The organism is Paenibacillus spongiae, from assembly GCF_024734895.1.
Taxonomy (GTDB): domain Bacteria; phylum Bacillota; class Bacilli; order Paenibacillales; family Paenibacillaceae; genus Paenibacillus_Z; species Paenibacillus_Z spongiae.
In genome coordinates this window covers 3991312-4009391 of record NZ_CP091430.1, presented here as the reverse complement: position 1 = coordinate 4009391, position 18080 = coordinate 3991312, and the positions used below count along the sequence as shown (strand labels likewise).

The window sequence follows — 18080 nt, the reverse complement described above, 5'->3', positions numbered from 1 at the left end:
GTATTCCGAATATTGCCGTGTGCCATCAGAAGAGTTACAATACATATTAGTCTGTATAGTGTGTTTAATTGGAGACGGAGGATTTATATGCAAACGAATAGAACGATGGTCATGTCGTCAATTATGGTCGCGACGTTCCTGACGGCAATCGAAGGCACAATCGTCAGTACGGCGATGCCGAAAATCGCCAGCGAGCTTCACGGATTGGAGTACATGAACTGGGTATTCGCAGCTTATTTGCTCGTATCGTCCGTGATGGTGCCGATCTTCGGCAAGCTGTCCGATTTGTTCGGGCGAAAGGGCGTCTTTCTGACCGGAATCGTATTGTTCCTGGCAGGCTCCACCCTCTGCGGGTTCTCGCAAACGATGGAGCAGCTCATTGCGTTCCGGGTGCTTCAAGGGATCGGCGCGGGGGCGATACTGCCGGTAACGACGACGATTATCGCCGATATTTACCCGTTCGAGCAGCGTGCGAAGATGATTGGATTTATGGGGTTCGTATGGGGGGCCGCCGGCATCATCGGGCCGCTCGTCGGCGGTTTTTTCGTCGATCATGTAACGTGGCACTGGATCTTCTTCATGAACATCCCTTTTGGCCTAATCTCGATTGTGATGATTGCGGTTTATTTGAAGGGAAACAATCAAAAATCGAAGAAAAAAATCGACATCGCAGGCGCATTGACGTTCTCTGCGGCGATGTTTGCCTTATTGTATGGTGTACAGCGAGGAAGTGACCTGGGTCAGTGGACTTCGCCTTCCGTCCTGATGTTGTTCGCCGCTTTTATCGTATTCATTGCTTTGTTCATTTGGATCGAGTCCAAGGTCAGCGAGCCGCTCATCCCGTTGTCGTTATTCCGCTCCCGAACGATCTCCGTCGCTAATGGCATTTCGTTCCTCGTCAGCTGCGTGCTCATGGGGATGATCGTTTACGTTCCGATGTGGGTGCAGGGCGTATCCGGTTACGGCGCGACGGCATCCGGTCTCATCCTGGCACCGATGGCGATTACGTGGACGGCAGGTTCCTTCATCTGCGGTAAGCTTCTGCTGTCTCGGAGCGTAAGATTCATCTCGATCATCGGGGCATCCATGCTACTGTTAAGCGCCATATGGCTTTCCACCATTCAATTGGCCAGCTCGCAAATTTATTTTTACCTCATCTCTGCCCTAATCGGCATCGGCTTCGGCATCACGCTGACGTTATTTACGGTTACGGTTCAATCCGCCGTCCAACCGACGATGCGCGGCGTTGCAACAGCCTCCAACATGTTTTTCCGCAACATGGGGCAGACGATCGGCGTTTCACTGCTCGGCAGCTTCTTCAACTCCATGGTCGCCCGCCATTTGGCAGGACATCCTGCGGGCAGCACCGTTCAAGCCGATAAGCTGAATATCCTGGTGAACCCTCAGACTGCGGGTCAACTGCCGGCGGTCGAGCAAACCGTATTGCGCGAGGTGCTCGTATCGGGGCTGCACGATATTTTTCTCGTTCTTGTCGTTATTACGATTATCGTATTATTGTCCACCTCCCTTGTACCGGTTAAAGCGAAATCCAGTCAAGCCGGGAAACAAATCGCTTCATAACGAAACTCATTCGAGACATTGACTTCGGTATTCGTATACGGGAGCCGGTTCAACCGGCTCCTGTTTATTTTGCGGCCTGGTATGCGACTTGGACGTGAAGATGATTGCCCTCTGCAAATCCGGCCCTCGCCTTACTTTGTAAAAATCGTTATGATACTCGATGTGAGGCATCCCTTCAATCAGCGTAATTTCCCGGATTAGCTCGTGAAGCAGCACCCGCTGCTGCTCCGGTTCATGTCCTTATTAGTGATAGTTGATGGTAAGGTAAATATCACCTACGGTGAATAGACATCAAAGTAGTCAATGTGCTTGTTATTAAAGAAACTTTCGGGCTATCTTTAACTACTTCATCTTTGATAAGTAAAATGAGTTCGTATGCCATCTGTTGATAAGCTGGAACCCTCACGATTCGCGGGATCAATCAATTTTGTATATATCAATGATATCGTACTGGGATAATTCCACTTGAGGTAATCAAACACCGCCTGAAGCTTAAGTTCTGCGGTATAGCAGCGCTTGTCCGTTCATACCTGTATGATATATAGCTCAAAACGCCGAAAAAGGACAGCATTTACACTGTCCCCAGTTTTGCTTTTGATATATTGTGTCACAATCCATATGGATACGCACCAACACTAGCATTCTCTGTTGATTCAGTAAAAATAGATTACATATGTATATAGGCGCGCTCGAACGGACGCCAGTCCTCGTATTTACCCGCGGCGAACTAATCGGCAGCGGACCGATCGATAAAGTTTTGGAGGCGTCACGTTCGACGATTTAACGGACTCTCTGCGATACCGAAAAAAGAAACGTCGGCCCTTTACAGGCAGCCGTTTCTTTCTCTATGCACCTTCATACCCGTTTCAGTTCGCTTCGGCCCAACGGTCGTAGGCAGCCTGATACACTTCGAACAGCTTGTCCAGAATAAAGATGTTTGCTGAGCTGCCTCGTTTCCTATCGAGGTATTCACACCAATCGCTGCATCAACGTGTACCACTACCGATTCTGTCTGTCCATAAAAAACATGTATCGACATGCTCGTCGTAGATTAATCGAACCGGTAAGTCCAGAAGTATTCCGTTCCAAAGCGGCCCAGGATTTCTTCCTCGGTTAGCTCCCGGCTTCCCACCAGCTCCGCCGCTTGAAACTGCGAACGGTGCGCCCGGATCGATGTCATTTTTTGTATAATGAACGCGCTCACGTCTACCGTCAGGTCCGCTTTCCCGATCGCTTGCTCGTGATTGTTGGCGAACGCGATACAATGTACTAGCGGCCGTTCATCCGCGGACAATCGACCTATCGTCCGTATGACGGAGGCTCCGGTGGCATCGTGATCGGGATGCACGCTGTACCCGGGATAGAAGGTGATGACTAGCGACGGGCGCAGTTCCTCAAGCAACGCTTCAATCCGGCTGTCGAGGAGTTGCTGGTCTTCGAACTCTATCATTTTATCTTGGAATCCGAGCATCCGTAAGTCTTGGATGCCTATCGCGCGGCAGGACGCTTCCAGCTCCTCCTTGCGGATTGCCGGCAGTGTTACCCGGTTGGCGAACGGCGGGATACCCATGTTGCGGCCCATCTCCCCTAATGTCAGACAGGCATACGTGACTTGAGCACCGCCTGATATGTGCTTGGCCAGCGTTCCGGAGGCGCCGAACGCCTCGTCGTCGGGGTGGGGAAACACGACCAAGATGCGGTGATGTTGTGAATGTTGGTTGTGCATAGCTGCTCACTCCTTCGTTTCCATCAGAACTGTTCTCGGCTCAACTGCAAGGCCACTACCAGCTTTCCTTGGCTGTCGTGCCCGGCCATGATTAGTCGTTCCGTTTCCAACTCTTCCACATGTGTCAGACCCTCGGCATAAATCCAACCAAGCGCCGTTTTCAGCCCCACCCGGTATGGGCCGGTTCCGGATATGGAGCCATTCGTATATCGGATGGCTGCATTGGTGATGAACGCCGACGCTGGGTGCCGGGTACCGTCCAAGTGAGCGGCGTAGGCGCCTGTCGTGAGTTCAAGGTGAATGTATAGGTCTTGATCGGTGAGACCATCGATCCGGAATTGGATGTCTTGTGGATGTATCGGCTGCAAGGTGCTGGCCTCCTTGTTGGTGGTTAGAAAATGTATAGTGTCATTTTAGCATATGTGTGGGAAATAAAAAAAAAAAGAGCAGCCTGCTCCAAGCGTCACTCGTATTACGCTTCTGCCCGTTAGCTTAATGATTCATGTCAGCCTTCACTCATAAAGGCCAACCATCATTGAAATACCAATTGCCACATCATTTATACGATATCTGCGCTATTGGCTGCCGGCTTCCCCGGCCAGCAGCAGCTTCAAATTCTTCTCGATCTCACCGTCAATCGCCTCTCCCCAACCGTCAGGAATTTGCGGTTTGTTAATGAGGTGGAGCATGGTGGATATGTCGGCAAGCTTGGACAGCGCATACCACTCCTCGGGCAAAGGCTCTCTAGCCGTGCGGTTGTAGCCTTCCTGGAAGGCGGCAACGGTGTCAGCACCGATATAACGCTCGACTTGCGTCCTTGTTCTGAAAAATTTGCCGATGTCATAAAAGACAGGCGCCGCGAAACAGTATTCGTAATCGATGAAACAAGGCTCCAATGAAGGCGTGATCATAATATTGGAGAAAATGAAATCGCCATGCGAGAACACATGCTTGTCTGCAATTTTCTCTACCAAAGTGGCGTGATTCGCCAGGAATTGCATCACTTCTCTTTCGTTGAAGCTTGAATGTGGGTCCCAGCAAGGCCATTTAGCAGGGTGTAATATTGGCTCGCGAATGGTTCAAGCTGTTCCGCGATCTGTAAATGCTCGTCTAACAGCGCCATATGCGGATATTCGGTTTGATGCAGCAAGGCAAGCGAGCTGCCGATTCGATGCATGACATAGTCGGGACATCCTTCGTTCCCGGCAATAAAGTCCCCTAGCGTTGAGCCTTCTATAAACACCATGATCAGATAAGAAAAAGGGACAATCTGCTTGCTATCATCGAAGAAGAAAATCTCAGGGGTGCGGATCCTTGCTTTCGCATACTGGTAGGCTGTCGTTTCAGTTCGCATGTGATCGTTGTTATCGGGATAAATCCTTAACACATACTTGTTGCCGCCTTCTGTCCGTACGGCATAATTGCTGGTGCTCATGCCTTTCATCAATGGCAAGATATAGGTAATGCTTGCCTTGGGGTCGAAAGCGGCGAACATCCTTTTGACCGTGTCTTCGTTTACCGCTTGAAATTCGAATAGTCTTGCCGAGTCTTTCACCGCAGGTCGCCTCCTCGTCAGGGGTAGTCGGTTTGCCCCAAGTTGATTGATCTCCGCATTAGAATCACTCACTTAAACGGATTTTGTGATTACAAAACATCCATTCTTGTTCTTGAATCATTGTTATCACAACCGTAGATATCCTCCCAGATTTCAGGTGCAGCTGCGCGAAGCACATCGTCTGCGAAGGACATTCCATGCTGTTCTATATAATTTTCCATCGCATCCAGCGCCTTCTTAGCATTGGTCCAATCTTTATATTTCCCTCTTAATAATTCGATCGTGTAAATGGGAAGTGTGTTAATCATCTTCTTAACAAAAGGCTGGAATCGCTCTTCTGGACCGTTACGATTCTCCCCGAGAACCAAGATTTCGGTTTCAATATTTTCTTTGTTCATTTCATAAATTGATTCTCTGAAATTCATACTGCTGATGTCAATACCACCGTCCTTCCACATTGTGACCATTTTCAAGATTCTTGTTTCGCACCTAGTTTTCATAAAAGTGAGCATGTTATCGTAACCGCAGTCGGAACCGAATACATCACGGCAGACAGCTACATATAAGTTGCCGTGATCGGTAAGCAGCGCCGTCGCCTGTGGTGGCATTTCGGAGTTCGGTACAGGTGTTTCTTCGGCAAGATCAGATTTCAATAATTCGAGCATAGTTTCAAAGGTCGTCATAATTTTGACCATTCCTTTCGTCCGGGATTTTTTTAAAATAGCATAACTAACAAAATCACGAGTTTTCCCTTGATATATTTATATACAAATAGTACCATCTTAGCGCACGTAGTTGGACTAACCTTTTACCATACAAATGCTGGCTCTAACGGCAATATTCATCGTTTGTACTACCGTGAACGCAACCAGTTAGGCGTCCTTTTTTAAAAAAAAGTCGCAACTACGCGACTTTTAAGGGAGTATGTTCTTGTCACTCGACATCATTCCCTGCCCCTCAACATTATAAAAAAATTATTGAGCTATTCTGCTAGTTTGCTTAATAAAACAAGGAACAGCTGTCGCGGCAAACTGCTCCTTGTTTTGTTCAACTATGAATACTATGGATACTTTGGTTATTTCGCTTTCTTTTTTTTCACATGCCACGAGAACTCAACGATTTGAATCAGGTATAGTTGCTTCAGTTTGAAGATCCTTACCGTTCTTCTTTGTATGGATTCAGGGAGCCGTGTTGTCAGCAATAAATTGGGCGCCCGCCCAATCGGCGTGATCATTGCCAATGCCATCGCCAGCATCGGTAACGACTAACTTTAATTGTTTCCTTCCACTAACATCAACATCAACAAACTTGGCCGGAGTGTCTCTTTTCATCGTCCCGCTGTCAAACAATTTCTCACCATCGGCCCATACTTGAAAATCTACGGATCCGACATCGTTCATGTTTTTTTCCTGGTCAAGGCCTACGTAGCATTGAAAACGATCATACCCTCTCCCGGCAATGTCGTATATGATTTCTGAATTAGCATGCGTTCCAATTCCTTTATCATAGGTGACAACGCCCGAATCACTTAACAATTTAATCGGGTTCCCTTCGATACTAGCATCTCGATGAATCGTTCCCCAGCCAGTCGTTGCATAAATCCACGGTAGGTCGCTTAAATACAATTGTGAAGTGATGTCAAAATGAATCTTATACGTTTTCGTCACTGATCCATCTGCCGAGGTGACGGTAATCACGGTGGTACCCGGAAGTTGTTCAGCCGGTGAAATATCTATCTTGACATCGTTATTGGCCGGAATGACTTCCACCGTGGGTACATCCGATATCGTGCCTTCCAAAAATGTCATGTAGTAATCTTTGGTTACGTGATCAAAACTTGAGAGGGATTCCCCGTTGATCTTGATGTCATCTACTAACACCTCTTTCAACAGCTTGGCTCCAGCCCAATCAGCATGAGTCGCACTATTGCCGACGCCACCGTCCGTTACTTCCAACATAAGAACATCGACATCGGAAACATCAACATTGACATGCTGGGAATCCGCGTTATCTTTAATTACACCGCTATCATAGAGCTTTTTCCCGTCTCCCCACACTCTAAAGACAACAGAGGCCCCCTGAGTTTCACCGTCTAGTCCAATATCGGAGATAAACCTTGAAAAGTTTTTACCAATATAAAATGAAACTTTAGAGTAAGCATGGACACCCAATCCTTTTTCATACCCTTTACCGTTCAGAGTGATCATATTGCCATCTCCTTGAACGTTCCCGCCGACACTTGTATCCCTTTCAGCCGGACCCCAGCCGTTTGAAACGTTGCCGAAAAATTGCATGTCGCTGAGAAATGTATCTTCCGTCGGAGGGGCAGACGGGACTTGCACGGAAAATCCTGAGCGTACATGCCCCTGAATTCCCTCACCAGAATCGAACATGGCATCCGCTGTAAGATGACTCCAGCCAGCCCCAGCGTCTTGAGGCACCGTCACCTTCCAACTCACCTTAACGGAATTGTTTTTGCCTTCCGGTGGAATGGTTTTAAATGTGGTGTCCGAATCGGGGATTACTTTCCATCCTTCCGGTACATTTAGATTGAGATCCAGGTTATGGACAGCCACTCTTCCATTATTGGTCATCGTTGTTATGATCGTTTTGGTTTCACCTGGGGCTATTAAAGAAGGACCGTCAAACGATATACTTACAGCGGCAGGCACCTCGTTCGGTGTTCCCGGTGTAACACGGTAGGTGACCGTTGAAAATGGTTCAACATCGGAGACGATTTTGCTGGCATAACTCATTTTTTGGCCAGTCCAATAGTCTTCAGCCAAATAAACCGAAGCATGTTTGAAACCTAATTTTTCCGGTTCAGCACTGATTGTTGACGCAGCAGCAGTCCGGTTGACCAATGTAATCATTTTGCTTCCGTCAGACAACGATTTCACCCAAATTTCTTTGCCGTCATTATTGATAATACGCTTAAATCCGTCAGTTGAAACCTCATTTCCCGTTCCCGGACTGATGCGATACATCATAATCCCGTGAGACGGAACAGAAGCACTGATTTTATCTGTGGTCGTTGCCGTTTCATGTGCCCAGAGGTTCCGAACCGTATAGGTTTTCTTGTCGACAGAGGCTGGTATGCCCAATTGACTAAGACTTATCTCCATATTTGATGCATTATCGTTTGAGTTGAAGAACAACACGGCTTTGTCCCCATTGGCCATCGGTTTCAACAATACTAAATTACCGTCGTTTTGCTGCTTGATGGGGCGTCCCTGTATTCCGATTGGATCCTGATTCACCGCAATCACTTCACGATTGGTGTAAATATCTAAAATTTCTTGGGGGGCATTCAGTAAATCGGTACCCGCGAGCAATGGCGAAGCCATTATGGACCAAAGACCAAATTCGGCACGATATTCTACTAGACTCATGCCCCCGTTACCGATTTCCAACATATCGGCATCATTCCAATAGCCCGGACCGGCATACGGATACAGTTCAACATTCTTAAGGAAAACGACTAACATCCTTAGATACGAATCACTAATATCACCGTTTGTCCGCCACAGATGGCCCACCTGCTTGCCCCATTCCCACGGATCATCGCCTCCCCCAACGCTCATACTGAAAACAATGTCCCGTCCTGTATCCGCAAGCGCATCGCGCATCTTCTCATAGCGTTCCTGTATCGGTCGACCCAGAGGGTCGCCACAATTATCATACTTTAAATAGTCGATTCCCCACTCGGCAAAACTTTGGGCATCTTGCTTTTCATAATTGAGACTCCCCGGGTACCATGCACAAGTCGTGGTACCTGCGCTTGCGTAAATACCAATTTTCAGACCGAGAGAATGAACATAATCGGCGACTTCCTTTATCCCGTTTGGAAACTTTTCCGGATCGGGAATCAAATTGCCGTTTTCATCGCGATGATCAAGCATCCAACAATCATCCATGTTGACGTATTGATAGCCCGCTTCTTTCATCCCGGAATCAACGATCTTTTTTGCCGTTTCCTTCACGAGAGCGGCATTAACGTTGCAATGAAAGGCGTTCCAACCATTCCAGCCCATCGGAGGCGTTTCCGCAAGTCCATTGTCAAGCGCATAGGCTTGCGAATAATTGAACCCTAACAAACCAATGACCAGCGTGAACAAAAACGAAAGCGTTACCAACGACTTTTGAAACCAAGGGTTGTTCATTGAACATATCATCCTTTCTATTATTTAATTCTCGTCCGGATTGCCCAATGCAACAGTCGGTCCGAAAGAAATCATGCCCGTAGAGGCTCCAAGTCAAACCTCCGCATAAAAGTAACTTTTCCGAATAGTAACTTTGCAAAGACTAGGCAATGCTGAACAGTGGATCGTCGGCGAGAACGAAACTACGCAGTTCTGGATGGGTTAACAAGTCGATGAAGTTATATATTAGGTATTTCTTAGTGGATATACTGAACCTTAGTTTATACATTATGAATCTATTGGCTCTGTTAATTCTACCGATTAAAATTCACAATTCGGACAATACGCTGCTCCCAAGAATGAATCTCCAAACGGTAATACAACTTTTTCTTCGCCATTTGGCATATTAAATCTCAATTCCCCCCCCCTCTTTGCCAATTAGCAAGGCACATTCATCGCAAATGTACACACCTTGCGTCGGGGCATGAATAAATTTTCAATAATTCCCTTTATTAGTGTAATCTTCTTCCGAAAAAATTACTTTTGTTTTTGTACAAAGATTATGACAATTGTCCATTTATATTAAATCCACTTTACGGGAGTTGGTCAAAAGATAAAGCTTGTACACTGGTAAGTTTATTCCAAGCGAATAATCCCGCAGGTTAAACCGCATAGTTGGATTTTCTATATATATTGTGAAATTCGAGCTAAGAAAATGTTCGCCGTCGCTTTTTATGGCGGGAAAAAGACGTGGATTCGCCACTAAGTAGTTAAACGCGACTTCAGTACAAAAATTGGACTGATGACGGGTCTTTGTACAGTATCGATGAACTTCTTCTCCGCACTCAGTTCCGGTCTCAGCAACCCACTAGCTCATAACGTTGGTCTTGGTTGGCAAGGATCGCTCTTATGCTGGAGCGGGATTGCTGTAATAGCCACACTCTTATGGATTACACGTATTCGTTTACCGAATCAATTAATGAAGGTAAATAGAACGACAAAATCCAACCTGGAAGTTATCTGGAAGTCTTCAGCGCCATCGATCGGCTGGGAATAGCTGCAAACAACGTTTGGTTTATTGGCGACAATGCTTCAACTGACATTCGTGGAGGATCTGCAGCCGGATGCCGCACGTGCCTCATGCTAACCTGACTCACCACACCTAAGAATCTACCAGACAAGTTAGCGCTTGCCGGAGTCTCTCCGGACCTTAATTGCGAAGATCTACGTTCATTCATTAAGCAGGTTATTCCTGGCATTACGGAAGGCAATTTTGATAGATGGATGAGAAAAAAATAATCGGCAGCCTAAACCTTTTACATGGTCTTAGGCTGCCGATTTTTTAACTTCCTCCTTATGCGATCAAAAGGTATTCGCGTCACCCAAACTTTCAACGCTCGCTGTCTCATCATTTCTATTATCCATATATTCAAGATGCTTAAATCCCCATCCGCACATATCGGTCAGAATCGAACTAAACGTTCTACCGTGATCGGACAATTTATATTCGACTTTTGGCGGAATCTCCTGATATACCCGGCGTAGGATAAGTCCATCCCGTTCCATCTCGCGTAGCTGATTGGTAAGCATCCCTTGCGTGACGTTTGGAAGGAGGCGTCTCAATTCCCCGAACCGTTTGGTGCCCTCATGCAGCAAAATAAACAAAATTAGCGGCTTCCATTTTCCTCCAATCACATGCATAGTAGCCATAATCCCTTGTGTCATATTCGGATCGCGCATTCCCTCACGCATGTTCTCATCTCCCTTAATCGCATGATCTTTATAACTCCCTAGCTGTTACTATATCAAAGTATCCGGACTTCAAACAGTACGCTAATTAATCGTACCTAGTATGGTTAAGCATACTACTCGTCGGAACCAAGCGACGTCCATGGTATGTTTTACAAGACTTAGTACGAATAAAAAGCGTACTTTGCAAAAATGAAATTCTCCACAATAATGAGGATGTAAATCGCGATTCCAAGTAAACCGAGAAAGGAAGATCATCATGAAAATAATGGTTATTATCGCACATCCTAATCTGAATAAATCCCGTGCAAATCAGGCCTTGACGCTTGAGCTGAAAAAACACACGGGCATCTATGCCCGTGATCTCTATCAGGAATACCCGAAATGGGAGATCGATGTGGAGAGGGAACAACGTCTTCTCCTTCAATACGACCGGATTGTGTTTCAATTCCCCTTTTATTGGTACAGCTGCCCGCCTCTTTTAAAAAAGTGGTTCGATGATGTTTTAACGCCTGGCTGGGCTTTCGGACGCGGAGGTGATCATTTGAAAGGCAAACAATTTATGGTCGCAACGACAATAGGCGGTTCGGAAAACGGATACCGTTCGGGGGGATCCAACTGGTTCACGATCAGTGAATTATTAAGACCGATACAAAGCACCCTCACCAGATGCAATGGCACCTATCTTCCCGCTTTCGTTACCTATAATGCGGATGAAGGCACGGATGGATACCTCGCGGATGAGGCTAAGAAATATGCAGAGCATGCTCAAGCCTCCATGCGTGTGCTTGTCCATTGATCGAAAAGAGATACTTACGATTTTCTGACTCCGACAAGACCTTCTGCCAAACCCGATAATGATTTTGAAGTGGTTGCTGGTGCTTCATCGACATCATGAATCAGAAAAAAGCCGCGAACGCGGCTCTTTTCTATTATGCATGTTCCATTTCAAACCACAATTACTTGAATTCCCCGGTACGGGCAGCGGGCGCCTTTTCTAATAATACTCCCACCTCCGCTTAGTCGATGGTGAGCACGATTTTCCCGCGGCCGTGTCTTGTTTCAATGGCCCGGTGCGCATCGTCGGCCCGATCCAGCGAAAAGGTCTGCCTGATATGAATGTGCAGCTTGCCTTTTGTGTGAAGTTCGACCAGCTCTGCAAGCCGTTTTGCCGAGCGCTCGCTGCGGACGACACGAAGGCCGAGCACCTCGATCTGGTCATAGGCGAAAAACGTACATATACGATCCTTGTCCTGCACCAAGTCCACAGCAGCCCGAATCCCCTCGCCTCCAGCCGTGTTGAATGCGACGTCGACGCCTTCCGACGCTAATGCCCGTACCCGCCCGGCCAGACCTTCTGGTATGCTGTTGTCACAAGTCGGCTAAGGGAGTATGTTCTTGTCACTCAATACTATTCCAAGGTTTCCCCTAATGATCTCGCTCCTTGGGCCAAGCCGCTTCCAACTGAATTCCGTTATTATCAATAAAAATGAAATTACGCAGGCTCCCCTGATCATATATATCCGTCATCACGACTTCGTGGGTATTCAATTTCGTGCGGAGAGCCATTCCATCTTGTTCGGATGTGAGAGCAAAAGCAATATGTTGAAGCCCTCCGGGCAAGAACCGATATAGATCTGACGCCTCCGAGCGTGCGGAGGGTAAGCCGATTAGAGTAGCCATGGTTGCCTGCATAAACAAGCTGATCCACTGGATTTATGCGATCCTTACCAAAAAAGAAGCATTTCTATTGAGTTAGGTAAGTATTTCTCGCCATCTCAGGAAATCCGCTAAAGTCATGATCCCAAATGTGCGCTCCGTGATGCATCGCCTCCGGCGCGGCGCAGCAGCAACACACCTATGGCGATCGTAAAGAGGAAGCAAAGCCCTGCAACCAGCGGCAGAACGGACCATTCCATAATCGCGGCGCCGCGCAATGTTTGCCACCCGATCGCGAGCAGGCCGAGGACGTAGGCGATTCCCGTCAGGTGAATCCCTCTGCGGCGAATGTGGAGAGCATTGTCGGAACGTTCCGCAAGCCAAGCAATCAACGGAATCACTTGGAGTGCATGGAACCCGAGGCCGTGCAGCCAAATGATATTGCCTTCCAGGCCGACTGTACGGCCCTGGTTCATCGAGATCCAGATACCGGCTGCGAAGCTCAGCATCACTGCCGCCATCGAGTATCGGATGCCAACGATCAACTGGGGACGAATCTTATAGACGCGCTGCCGAAAAAACTGAACCGCCAAGTAAATGTAAAAGACCACCAGCATTAGCGCGACAAAGGCAAAGAGATTGCCGACCGCACGGTCGAAGGCGGTTCCGTCCATAACGAACCGCGGATTCACGCCGCGCATATTTTGCACCGTCTCCGCCGCATACGAATACAGTGCCAATCCGATGTAAACCCTTCGGAAGAAAGCGCGCGCCTTCTCGCGCAGCCCCGAAAAGGGAAGGATCGCCGCCGTGGAGACGATGAAAATCCCTATCGCCGCATCGAACGAGATCGCCTTCGTCACATCGCCGTACGGAGCGACCTCCCCTCCCCAGATTAGCACCCACACCGCGCATAGCGCGGCCAGCGCGAAACCGAGCAGTCCTGTCAAGACAAGCGCTTGCTCCCCTTGAAAAAAAACAGGCTTCGATTCCGATCCTCCCAACCGTTGATTCCGCATGCCGTTCACATTCCTTTCCCTATAGAGATTTGATACTTATTCTACAGATTGGAAAAGAAAGCCTTAACAGGCGCGGGAATGAACTTGATTTCGTGCGGAGGCACGGTTGGCTTTCATACCGAGGCATGGTTCGGCACCTGGACTTAAGTCGGAACGCGAGACACGGTGCAATTAAAAAAGAGGCCGCACGCGGCGACCTTGACATTGGTTTCCTGTACCGCATCTTCCGCGTCTGCCGCAGAGCCTGTCAACTGATAAGCAGCGTAAACAGCAACGCTCTATATTGATCGTACAGTTCCTCCATTTGCCGTCTCACCTTCTCTGGGCTGTTAGAAATATTGCAATCTTGGTCTCTTTGTTTCTATCGAAGCAAACTGGCTAAATCCTTGCCAGCTTCTTGGCTTTCCACGCAAGCTTACCTGGTATGATGAAATCAAGTCTCCTTTTGCGTGCCCACACCAACCCGCGATTTTCCTCCAGGCCGATGTTGTTGGCATTCATCGCCTTGCGCAGCCGTATATCGAATCCGTTTTTCCCCACTATCCACGGACGTAACCGTAACTTGCACGAATTCGACTCCTTCTGAACAATAATGCGTCCAGGGAACCATAATCTCATCCTCGCCCGCGGCCCGCCGAAACATCATCACTTTGCGCACATGACCGGGCTGCTTGTCGAACAGAACAAACCGAATCCGCCGTCCGTTCGCCATGAAGTTTCCTTTATTGCTTTGAGCACTCCAAGCCCTGTTTAAATAAAAAAGTCCCAACTACGCGACTTTTAAGGAAGTATGTTCTTGTCACTCGACAGTTAATTGAACAAAAAACAGCCGGTTGGAATGAACCACCGGCTGCGGACGACAATCTGCTCGTTTTATAATTTGCACTTTTTGCTAAATATCCAATGATTTGAGTTCTAATCTTACAGGAAAGGTATACCCCATTGACTCTAACAACAACATAGCTTCCTGATCCTGTTCATTAACCAGCGTCTCAACTTCGTTTCGACCATTCTTAATGTGATACTCTAAACCCTTTGTTATGAGAAACTTACCCAGCCCTTTATTACGCCATCGAGGAATTACGAATAATCTTTCAACTGCGCCAGTTTGCCAACACATAACGCTACCAACAAGTTCATCACCTTCAAATGCAGAAATGGTATGTAACTCTGGACCACCCATCATCCATTCCAACATATTTACACTTCTGTATACAACACCTTGATAAAAATGATTTTCTAATTCGGTATATTTGATTCTTTCCTCTTTGGATTCCATCGGATGGAATATGACATTAACTCCAACAGGCGTGCTGACTTCAGGCATGGGTTTTTCTAGTGAACGTTTTGCTATGTAATAAGTTTGATAAGGGATGAAACCCATCTCTTCGTAAAACTCTCTGTCACCATAAAAGTCTTTCCATGCAACCAACTTTGTCTTTTTGTTTGGATTACGTAGCTTTTGACAGGTATTTATGAATGTAGGGTAAAGAGCCTTTCTCACTTCGTTCATACGATTTGAAGCTAATTCATTAGTGGGCATTTCAATTTCGAATACATCATGATCATCAGCTATCCCATGCCGCAAGTATCCCACACAAATTAAATTACCATCCTCGTTAAATACACAACTCATTCTCTGATGATTGAAATCTTTATTGTATTTAAAAAGTATCCATGCTTTGTGGCTTAAATTTTTAACTGTATCCTCTAATTCAGTACAATATGGACGAACTTGTAATGACATCCTAATGACCTCCCTGAAAGGAGTTTTTCCAATCGTAGCAAAAGGAACATTCGTTTCTGAGGCTCAAATGTTTTCGACTTCCTGAATTTTCGCCCCATTTCTTCCGTTGTCCTTCAGTATTCGCTTTCTCCTTCTGGACAAAAGACATGAAAATAGGATCCCACTTGCTCACCGCCACAATCATTTTCTGCCACAAAAAAGGACCTCCTACACTCTCTTTTGTGGATGTCCATATATAATGTGCAACACTATATGAAAATACAGTAGATTAAAAGCTTGGTCAACAAAATTGATATATTAATATTACGTAGTATTTTATACATATGTATGTAGATAAAAGATATTTCTTCATGCCCCTGGGTTTTGTCTCTCTCTCACCGGAATGCGGTTTGCCGCCTGAGAGCCGGTGATTCCCTTGGCCGTCCCGAACTGGGCTGACGTTTTCCGGTGTTTTCGAAAAATGTATACGCAACCGGGCTCCTCGTCAGGGGTAGTCGGTTTGCCCCAAGTTGATTGATCTCCGCATTAGAATCACTCACTTAAACGGATTTTGTGATTACAAAACATCCATTCTTGTTCTTGAATCATTGTTATCACGCCAGTAGATATCCTCCCAGATTTCAGGTGCAGCTGCGCGAAGCACATCGCCTGCGCCGGACATTCCGTGCTGTTCAATATACTCTTCCATCGCATCCAAAGCCTTTTTAGCATTGGTCCAATCCTTATATTTACCTTTCAGCAATTCGAGCGTTACACTGGGATAAAGTGTGCTTATCAACTTCTTGACAAAGGGCTGGAGTGGCACTTCTTCTGGATCGTCACGTTTCCTCCCGAGAACCAAGATTTCGGTCTCAATATTTTCTTTGTTCATTTCATAAATTGATTCTCTGAATTTCATACTGCTGAGGTCAATACCACCGTCCTTCCACATTGTGACCATTTTCAAGATCCTTGTTTCGCCCCTAGTTTTCATATAAGTGAGCATGTTATTGTAACCGCAGTCGGAACCGAATACGTCATGACAGACAGCTACATATACGTTGCCGTGATCGGTAAGCAACGCCGTCGCCTGTGGTGGCATTTTGGAGTTCGGTGCAGGTGTTTCTTCGGCAAGATTAGACTTCAATAATTCGAGCATAGTTTCAAAGGTCTTCATAATTTTGACCATTCCTTTCGTTCGGGATTTTTAACAGTATTTGCATTACCCTTAACCAAGTACAGCTTTATTTATAATAACTGTCGTTACTTCAACGAACTGGAGCGAGTCGCGGCGGCCCTGCTCCCATAATAAATGTGCCCCGTTAGGATTTCTATGCAACCCATGGAAATCCCTTTTTTAGTTAAATTATCCTGCTCGTTAGCGTGGAATAGCAGCCGACCATCTAGTCCATGTTTTACCATGCGTATTCACAATGAGGATCATATATTAAGCGCTATTTAAGAACTTTGATGGAACTATCCTGTCTGTTAGTTCAACGCGGTTAACCTCACTGAATTTATTTTTCCTTTGCACTGATCTCCATTTATTGGAACTTTCAAGCTAAGTGCTTCGGCTCCTTGCAGTTCAAAGTGATTTGTCGGGAATGAGTCAAGTTCTTGTCAATTTCGGAAATGGGATCAAGTTCTTGTCATTGGATTTTGACAAGAACCTGATCCCATAAACTACAAAAGCCGCGATATGCGCGGCTGTTAATGAGATAATGTTCTTGTCACCCGACAAGATTCTACTTTAGTGGATCGCTTTTTTCGAGGATTCTGTCTAGATCATGCGATGCTTCTATAATGGCTGGCTCCAAATTACTCAGCCATTCGGAATACTCTAGGAGTGTTGCCATGGATGGATCCTTCCTTAGCTTCTTGCATCTCTGCAAATTCGCTTTCCATCCGCCACTAAGATGTAAAAGCCCCCAATCTGCTGCTTGGCTTTTAGACAGAATGATACCTTCCTGCCACCATGCTATGAATTTGGAAGCTAACAGGAGCCAATCCACAGAATGTAGGCTATTTCCCTTGCCATACTTCCGCATGCATGTAGCGTATTCCTTAAGAAAGCTAATGAACTCTTCCCTCGAGTACGATGGAATATTGTCCTGATGAGGCTCACCATACAACAATATACTCTGCTCCCTTATCGTGTATAGGGTGAACAGATCCAATTGATTCTCCGTCCAGACAGATTCGCTCTTTGTTCCCCACCACAAGCCACGGCCCTTTCCCCCACTCAGCATATTTATCGTAAGAAAGGCACCCTCAAGCATATCGGTGTATAGGTTGGAGATCTGTCTATCGACAGTTCTTATAGGAGGTGATGTTCTATAATCAACTCTTTGTTTATTTAAGAGCTCAATCTCATTTTGGCTAAGATCCTCCCCAATTACGACGAGAAAATCCAAATCCCCGTATCCTGGAGATAAATCATTCTGGAGGGCCGAACCGTAAAGGTAAATGCTTCGCAACTTTCTATTAAGAATGGCTCGGATATCTTTGACAAATAGGGTCAAGGTTCGGTAAAGGGTTTCGTTTTCAAATGATGGGATCAACATTAAGATCGCTCCATTATCTATCTCTATTATGAGTTTTTTGCTATTAATATAGTACCACATATTGGAACTCTACTGTCCGTTAGTTGAGCGAGGGTGGCAGATCTAAGCGATCGGCACGTCTTCAGCTCCCAGATAGTCGAGTTCTTTCTCGATTACCGCCGGAATGCCCGTCACGTCCACAACGACATCAAAACCTCCCGGATAATCTTCTTTGCGAAGCTCTCCGCGTTGTTAAGTACGCTTCCCGATCCAGGTCAAGACCGCCCTTGAACTTTTCTCGCCAATCCGACAGATCCGCGGGCCATCTCGCGATGCAAGAGCCCCAAAAAGCCCCTATTCTACGATTAGAATGGGGCTTA

Annotated in this window: 17 protein-coding genes; 3 read left to right on the top strand and 14 right to left on the bottom strand. The window is 46.5% G+C overall.

Annotated elements, in window-relative coordinates; all coding sequences use genetic code 11:
- Window positions 1-87: 87 nt before the first annotated feature.
- The gene (locus L1F29_RS18295; protein WP_258383497.1) at window positions 88-1581 is read left to right on the top strand and encodes an MDR family MFS transporter; all 1494 of its coding nucleotides are present in this window, start codon (window positions 88-90) and stop codon (window positions 1579-1581) included.
- Between the two features lie 1051 nt (window positions 1582-2632).
- On the opposite strand, the gene bshB2 is transcribed toward L1F29_RS18295, so the two are convergent.
- From bshB2 to L1F29_RS18265, 6 genes are all read right to left on the bottom strand, one after another.
- On the bottom strand, window positions 2633-3307 hold the full coding sequence (gene bshB2 / locus L1F29_RS18290; RefSeq protein ID WP_258383496.1) for a bacillithiol biosynthesis deacetylase BshB2: 675 nt from the start codon (window positions 3305-3307) through the stop codon (window positions 2633-2635).
- A 23-nt stretch (window positions 3308-3330) separates the two neighbouring features.
- A complete protein-coding gene (locus L1F29_RS18285; protein WP_258383495.1) occupies window positions 3331-3675 on the bottom strand; it encodes a YojF family protein in 345 nt (114 codons plus the stop codon).
- Between the two features lie 207 nt (window positions 3676-3882).
- A complete protein-coding gene (locus tag L1F29_RS18280) occupies window positions 3883-4281 on the bottom strand; it encodes a phosphotransferase family protein (protein ID WP_258383494.1) in 399 nt (132 codons plus the stop codon).
- 26 nt (window positions 4282-4307) lie between these two features.
- Window positions 4308-4862, bottom strand: coding sequence for a phosphotransferase family protein (locus L1F29_RS18275; protein ID WP_258383493.1), 555 nt, complete (start codon window positions 4860-4862; stop codon window positions 4308-4310).
- Window positions 4863-4951: 89 nt separating this feature from the next.
- The gene (locus L1F29_RS18270; protein ID WP_258383492.1) at window positions 4952-5545 is read right to left on the bottom strand and encodes a hypothetical protein; all 594 of its coding nucleotides are present in this window, start codon (window positions 5543-5545) and stop codon (window positions 4952-4954) included.
- A 495-nt stretch (window positions 5546-6040) separates the two neighbouring features.
- Window positions 6041-9025: an NPCBM/NEW2 domain-containing protein gene (locus tag L1F29_RS18265; protein ID WP_258383491.1), complete on the bottom strand. Its 2985-nt coding sequence runs from the start codon at window positions 9023-9025 to the stop codon at window positions 6041-6043.
- Between the two features lie 981 nt (window positions 9026-10006).
- Between L1F29_RS18265 and L1F29_RS34465 the strand changes: the two genes are divergently transcribed.
- Window positions 10007-10156, top strand: coding sequence for an HAD hydrolase-like protein (locus tag L1F29_RS34465; protein ID WP_373876554.1), 150 nt, complete (start codon window positions 10007-10009; stop codon window positions 10154-10156).
- 210 nt (window positions 10157-10366) lie between these two features.
- On the opposite strand, the gene L1F29_RS18260 is transcribed toward L1F29_RS34465, so the two are convergent.
- Entirely contained in the window at window positions 10367-10756 is a 390-nt protein-coding gene (locus tag L1F29_RS18260) for a winged helix-turn-helix transcriptional regulator (protein WP_258383490.1), read from the bottom strand.
- 256 nt (window positions 10757-11012) lie between these two features.
- Between L1F29_RS18260 and L1F29_RS18255 the strand changes: the two genes are divergently transcribed.
- Window positions 11013-11552: an NAD(P)H-dependent oxidoreductase gene (locus L1F29_RS18255; protein WP_258383489.1), complete on the top strand. Its 540-nt coding sequence runs from the start codon at window positions 11013-11015 to the stop codon at window positions 11550-11552.
- 220 nt (window positions 11553-11772) lie between these two features.
- Here the strand turns inward: L1F29_RS18255 and L1F29_RS18250 are convergent, their stop codons facing one another.
- From L1F29_RS18250 to L1F29_RS18220, 7 genes are all read right to left on the bottom strand, one after another.
- On the bottom strand, window positions 11773-12033 hold the full coding sequence (locus L1F29_RS18250) for a zinc-binding dehydrogenase (RefSeq protein WP_258389730.1): 261 nt from the start codon (window positions 12031-12033) through the stop codon (window positions 11773-11775).
- 516 nt (window positions 12034-12549) lie between these two features.
- Window positions 12550-13431: a hypothetical protein gene (locus L1F29_RS18245; RefSeq protein WP_258383488.1), complete on the bottom strand. Its 882-nt coding sequence runs from the start codon at window positions 13429-13431 to the stop codon at window positions 12550-12552.
- A 143-nt stretch (window positions 13432-13574) separates the two neighbouring features.
- Entirely contained in the window at window positions 13575-13682 is a 108-nt protein-coding gene (locus tag L1F29_RS18240; protein WP_258383487.1) for a hypothetical protein, read from the bottom strand.
- A 182-nt stretch (window positions 13683-13864) separates the two neighbouring features.
- Complete coding sequence (locus tag L1F29_RS18235; protein WP_258383486.1) at window positions 13865-14143, bottom strand: hypothetical protein; 279 nt, start codon at window positions 14141-14143, stop codon at window positions 13865-13867.
- 180 nt (window positions 14144-14323) lie between these two features.
- Window positions 14324-15178 carry a GNAT family N-acetyltransferase gene (locus L1F29_RS18230; RefSeq protein WP_258383485.1) on the bottom strand — a complete coding sequence of 285 codons (855 nt, stop codon included), beginning with the start codon at window positions 15176-15178 and terminating at the stop codon, window positions 14324-14326.
- 556 nt (window positions 15179-15734) lie between these two features.
- Window positions 15735-16334 carry a hypothetical protein gene (locus L1F29_RS18225; RefSeq protein ID WP_258383484.1) on the bottom strand — a complete coding sequence of 200 codons (600 nt, stop codon included), beginning with the start codon at window positions 16332-16334 and terminating at the stop codon, window positions 15735-15737.
- 568 nt (window positions 16335-16902) lie between these two features.
- A complete protein-coding gene (locus L1F29_RS18220; RefSeq protein ID WP_258383483.1) occupies window positions 16903-17781 on the bottom strand; it encodes an aminoglycoside adenylyltransferase domain-containing protein in 879 nt (292 codons plus the stop codon).
- Window positions 17782-18080 lie beyond the last annotated feature (299 nt).

Excerpts from the sequence above, each read along its gene's own strand:
- L1F29_RS18295 (WP_258383497.1), top strand. The coding sequence starts at position 88 with ATGCAAACGAATAGAACGATGGTCATGTCGTCAATTATGGTCGCGACG.
- bshB2 (WP_258383496.1), bottom strand. The coding sequence starts at position 3,307 with ATGCACAACCAACATTCACAACATCACCGCATCTTGGTCGTGTTTCCC.
- L1F29_RS18270 (WP_258383492.1), bottom strand. The coding sequence starts at position 5,545 with ATGACGACCTTTGAAACTATGCTCGAATTATTGAAATCTGATCTTGCC.
- L1F29_RS18265 (WP_258383491.1), bottom strand. The coding sequence starts at position 9,025 with ATGAACAACCCTTGGTTTCAAAAGTCGTTGGTAACGCTTTCGTTTTTG.
- L1F29_RS18260 (WP_258383490.1), bottom strand. The coding sequence starts at position 10,756 with ATGCGTGAGGGAATGCGCGATCCGAATATGACACAAGGGATTATGGCT.
- L1F29_RS18255 (WP_258383489.1), top strand. The coding sequence starts at position 11,013 with ATGAAAATAATGGTTATTATCGCACATCCTAATCTGAATAAATCCCGT.
- L1F29_RS18245 (WP_258383488.1), bottom strand. The coding sequence starts at position 13,431 with ATGCGGAATCAACGGTTGGGAGGATCGGAATCGAAGCCTGTTTTTTTT.
- L1F29_RS18235 (WP_258383486.1), bottom strand. The coding sequence starts at position 14,143 with ATGGCGAACGGACGGCGGATTCGGTTTGTTCTGTTCGACAAGCAGCCC.
- L1F29_RS18230 (WP_258383485.1), bottom strand. The coding sequence starts at position 15,178 with ATGTCATTACAAGTTCGTCCATATTGTACTGAATTAGAGGATACAGTT.
- L1F29_RS18225 (WP_258383484.1), bottom strand. The coding sequence starts at position 16,334 with ATGAAGACCTTTGAAACTATGCTCGAATTATTGAAGTCTAATCTTGCC.
- L1F29_RS18220 (WP_258383483.1), bottom strand. The coding sequence starts at position 17,781 with ATGTGGTACTATATTAATAGCAAAAAACTCATAATAGAGATAGATAAT.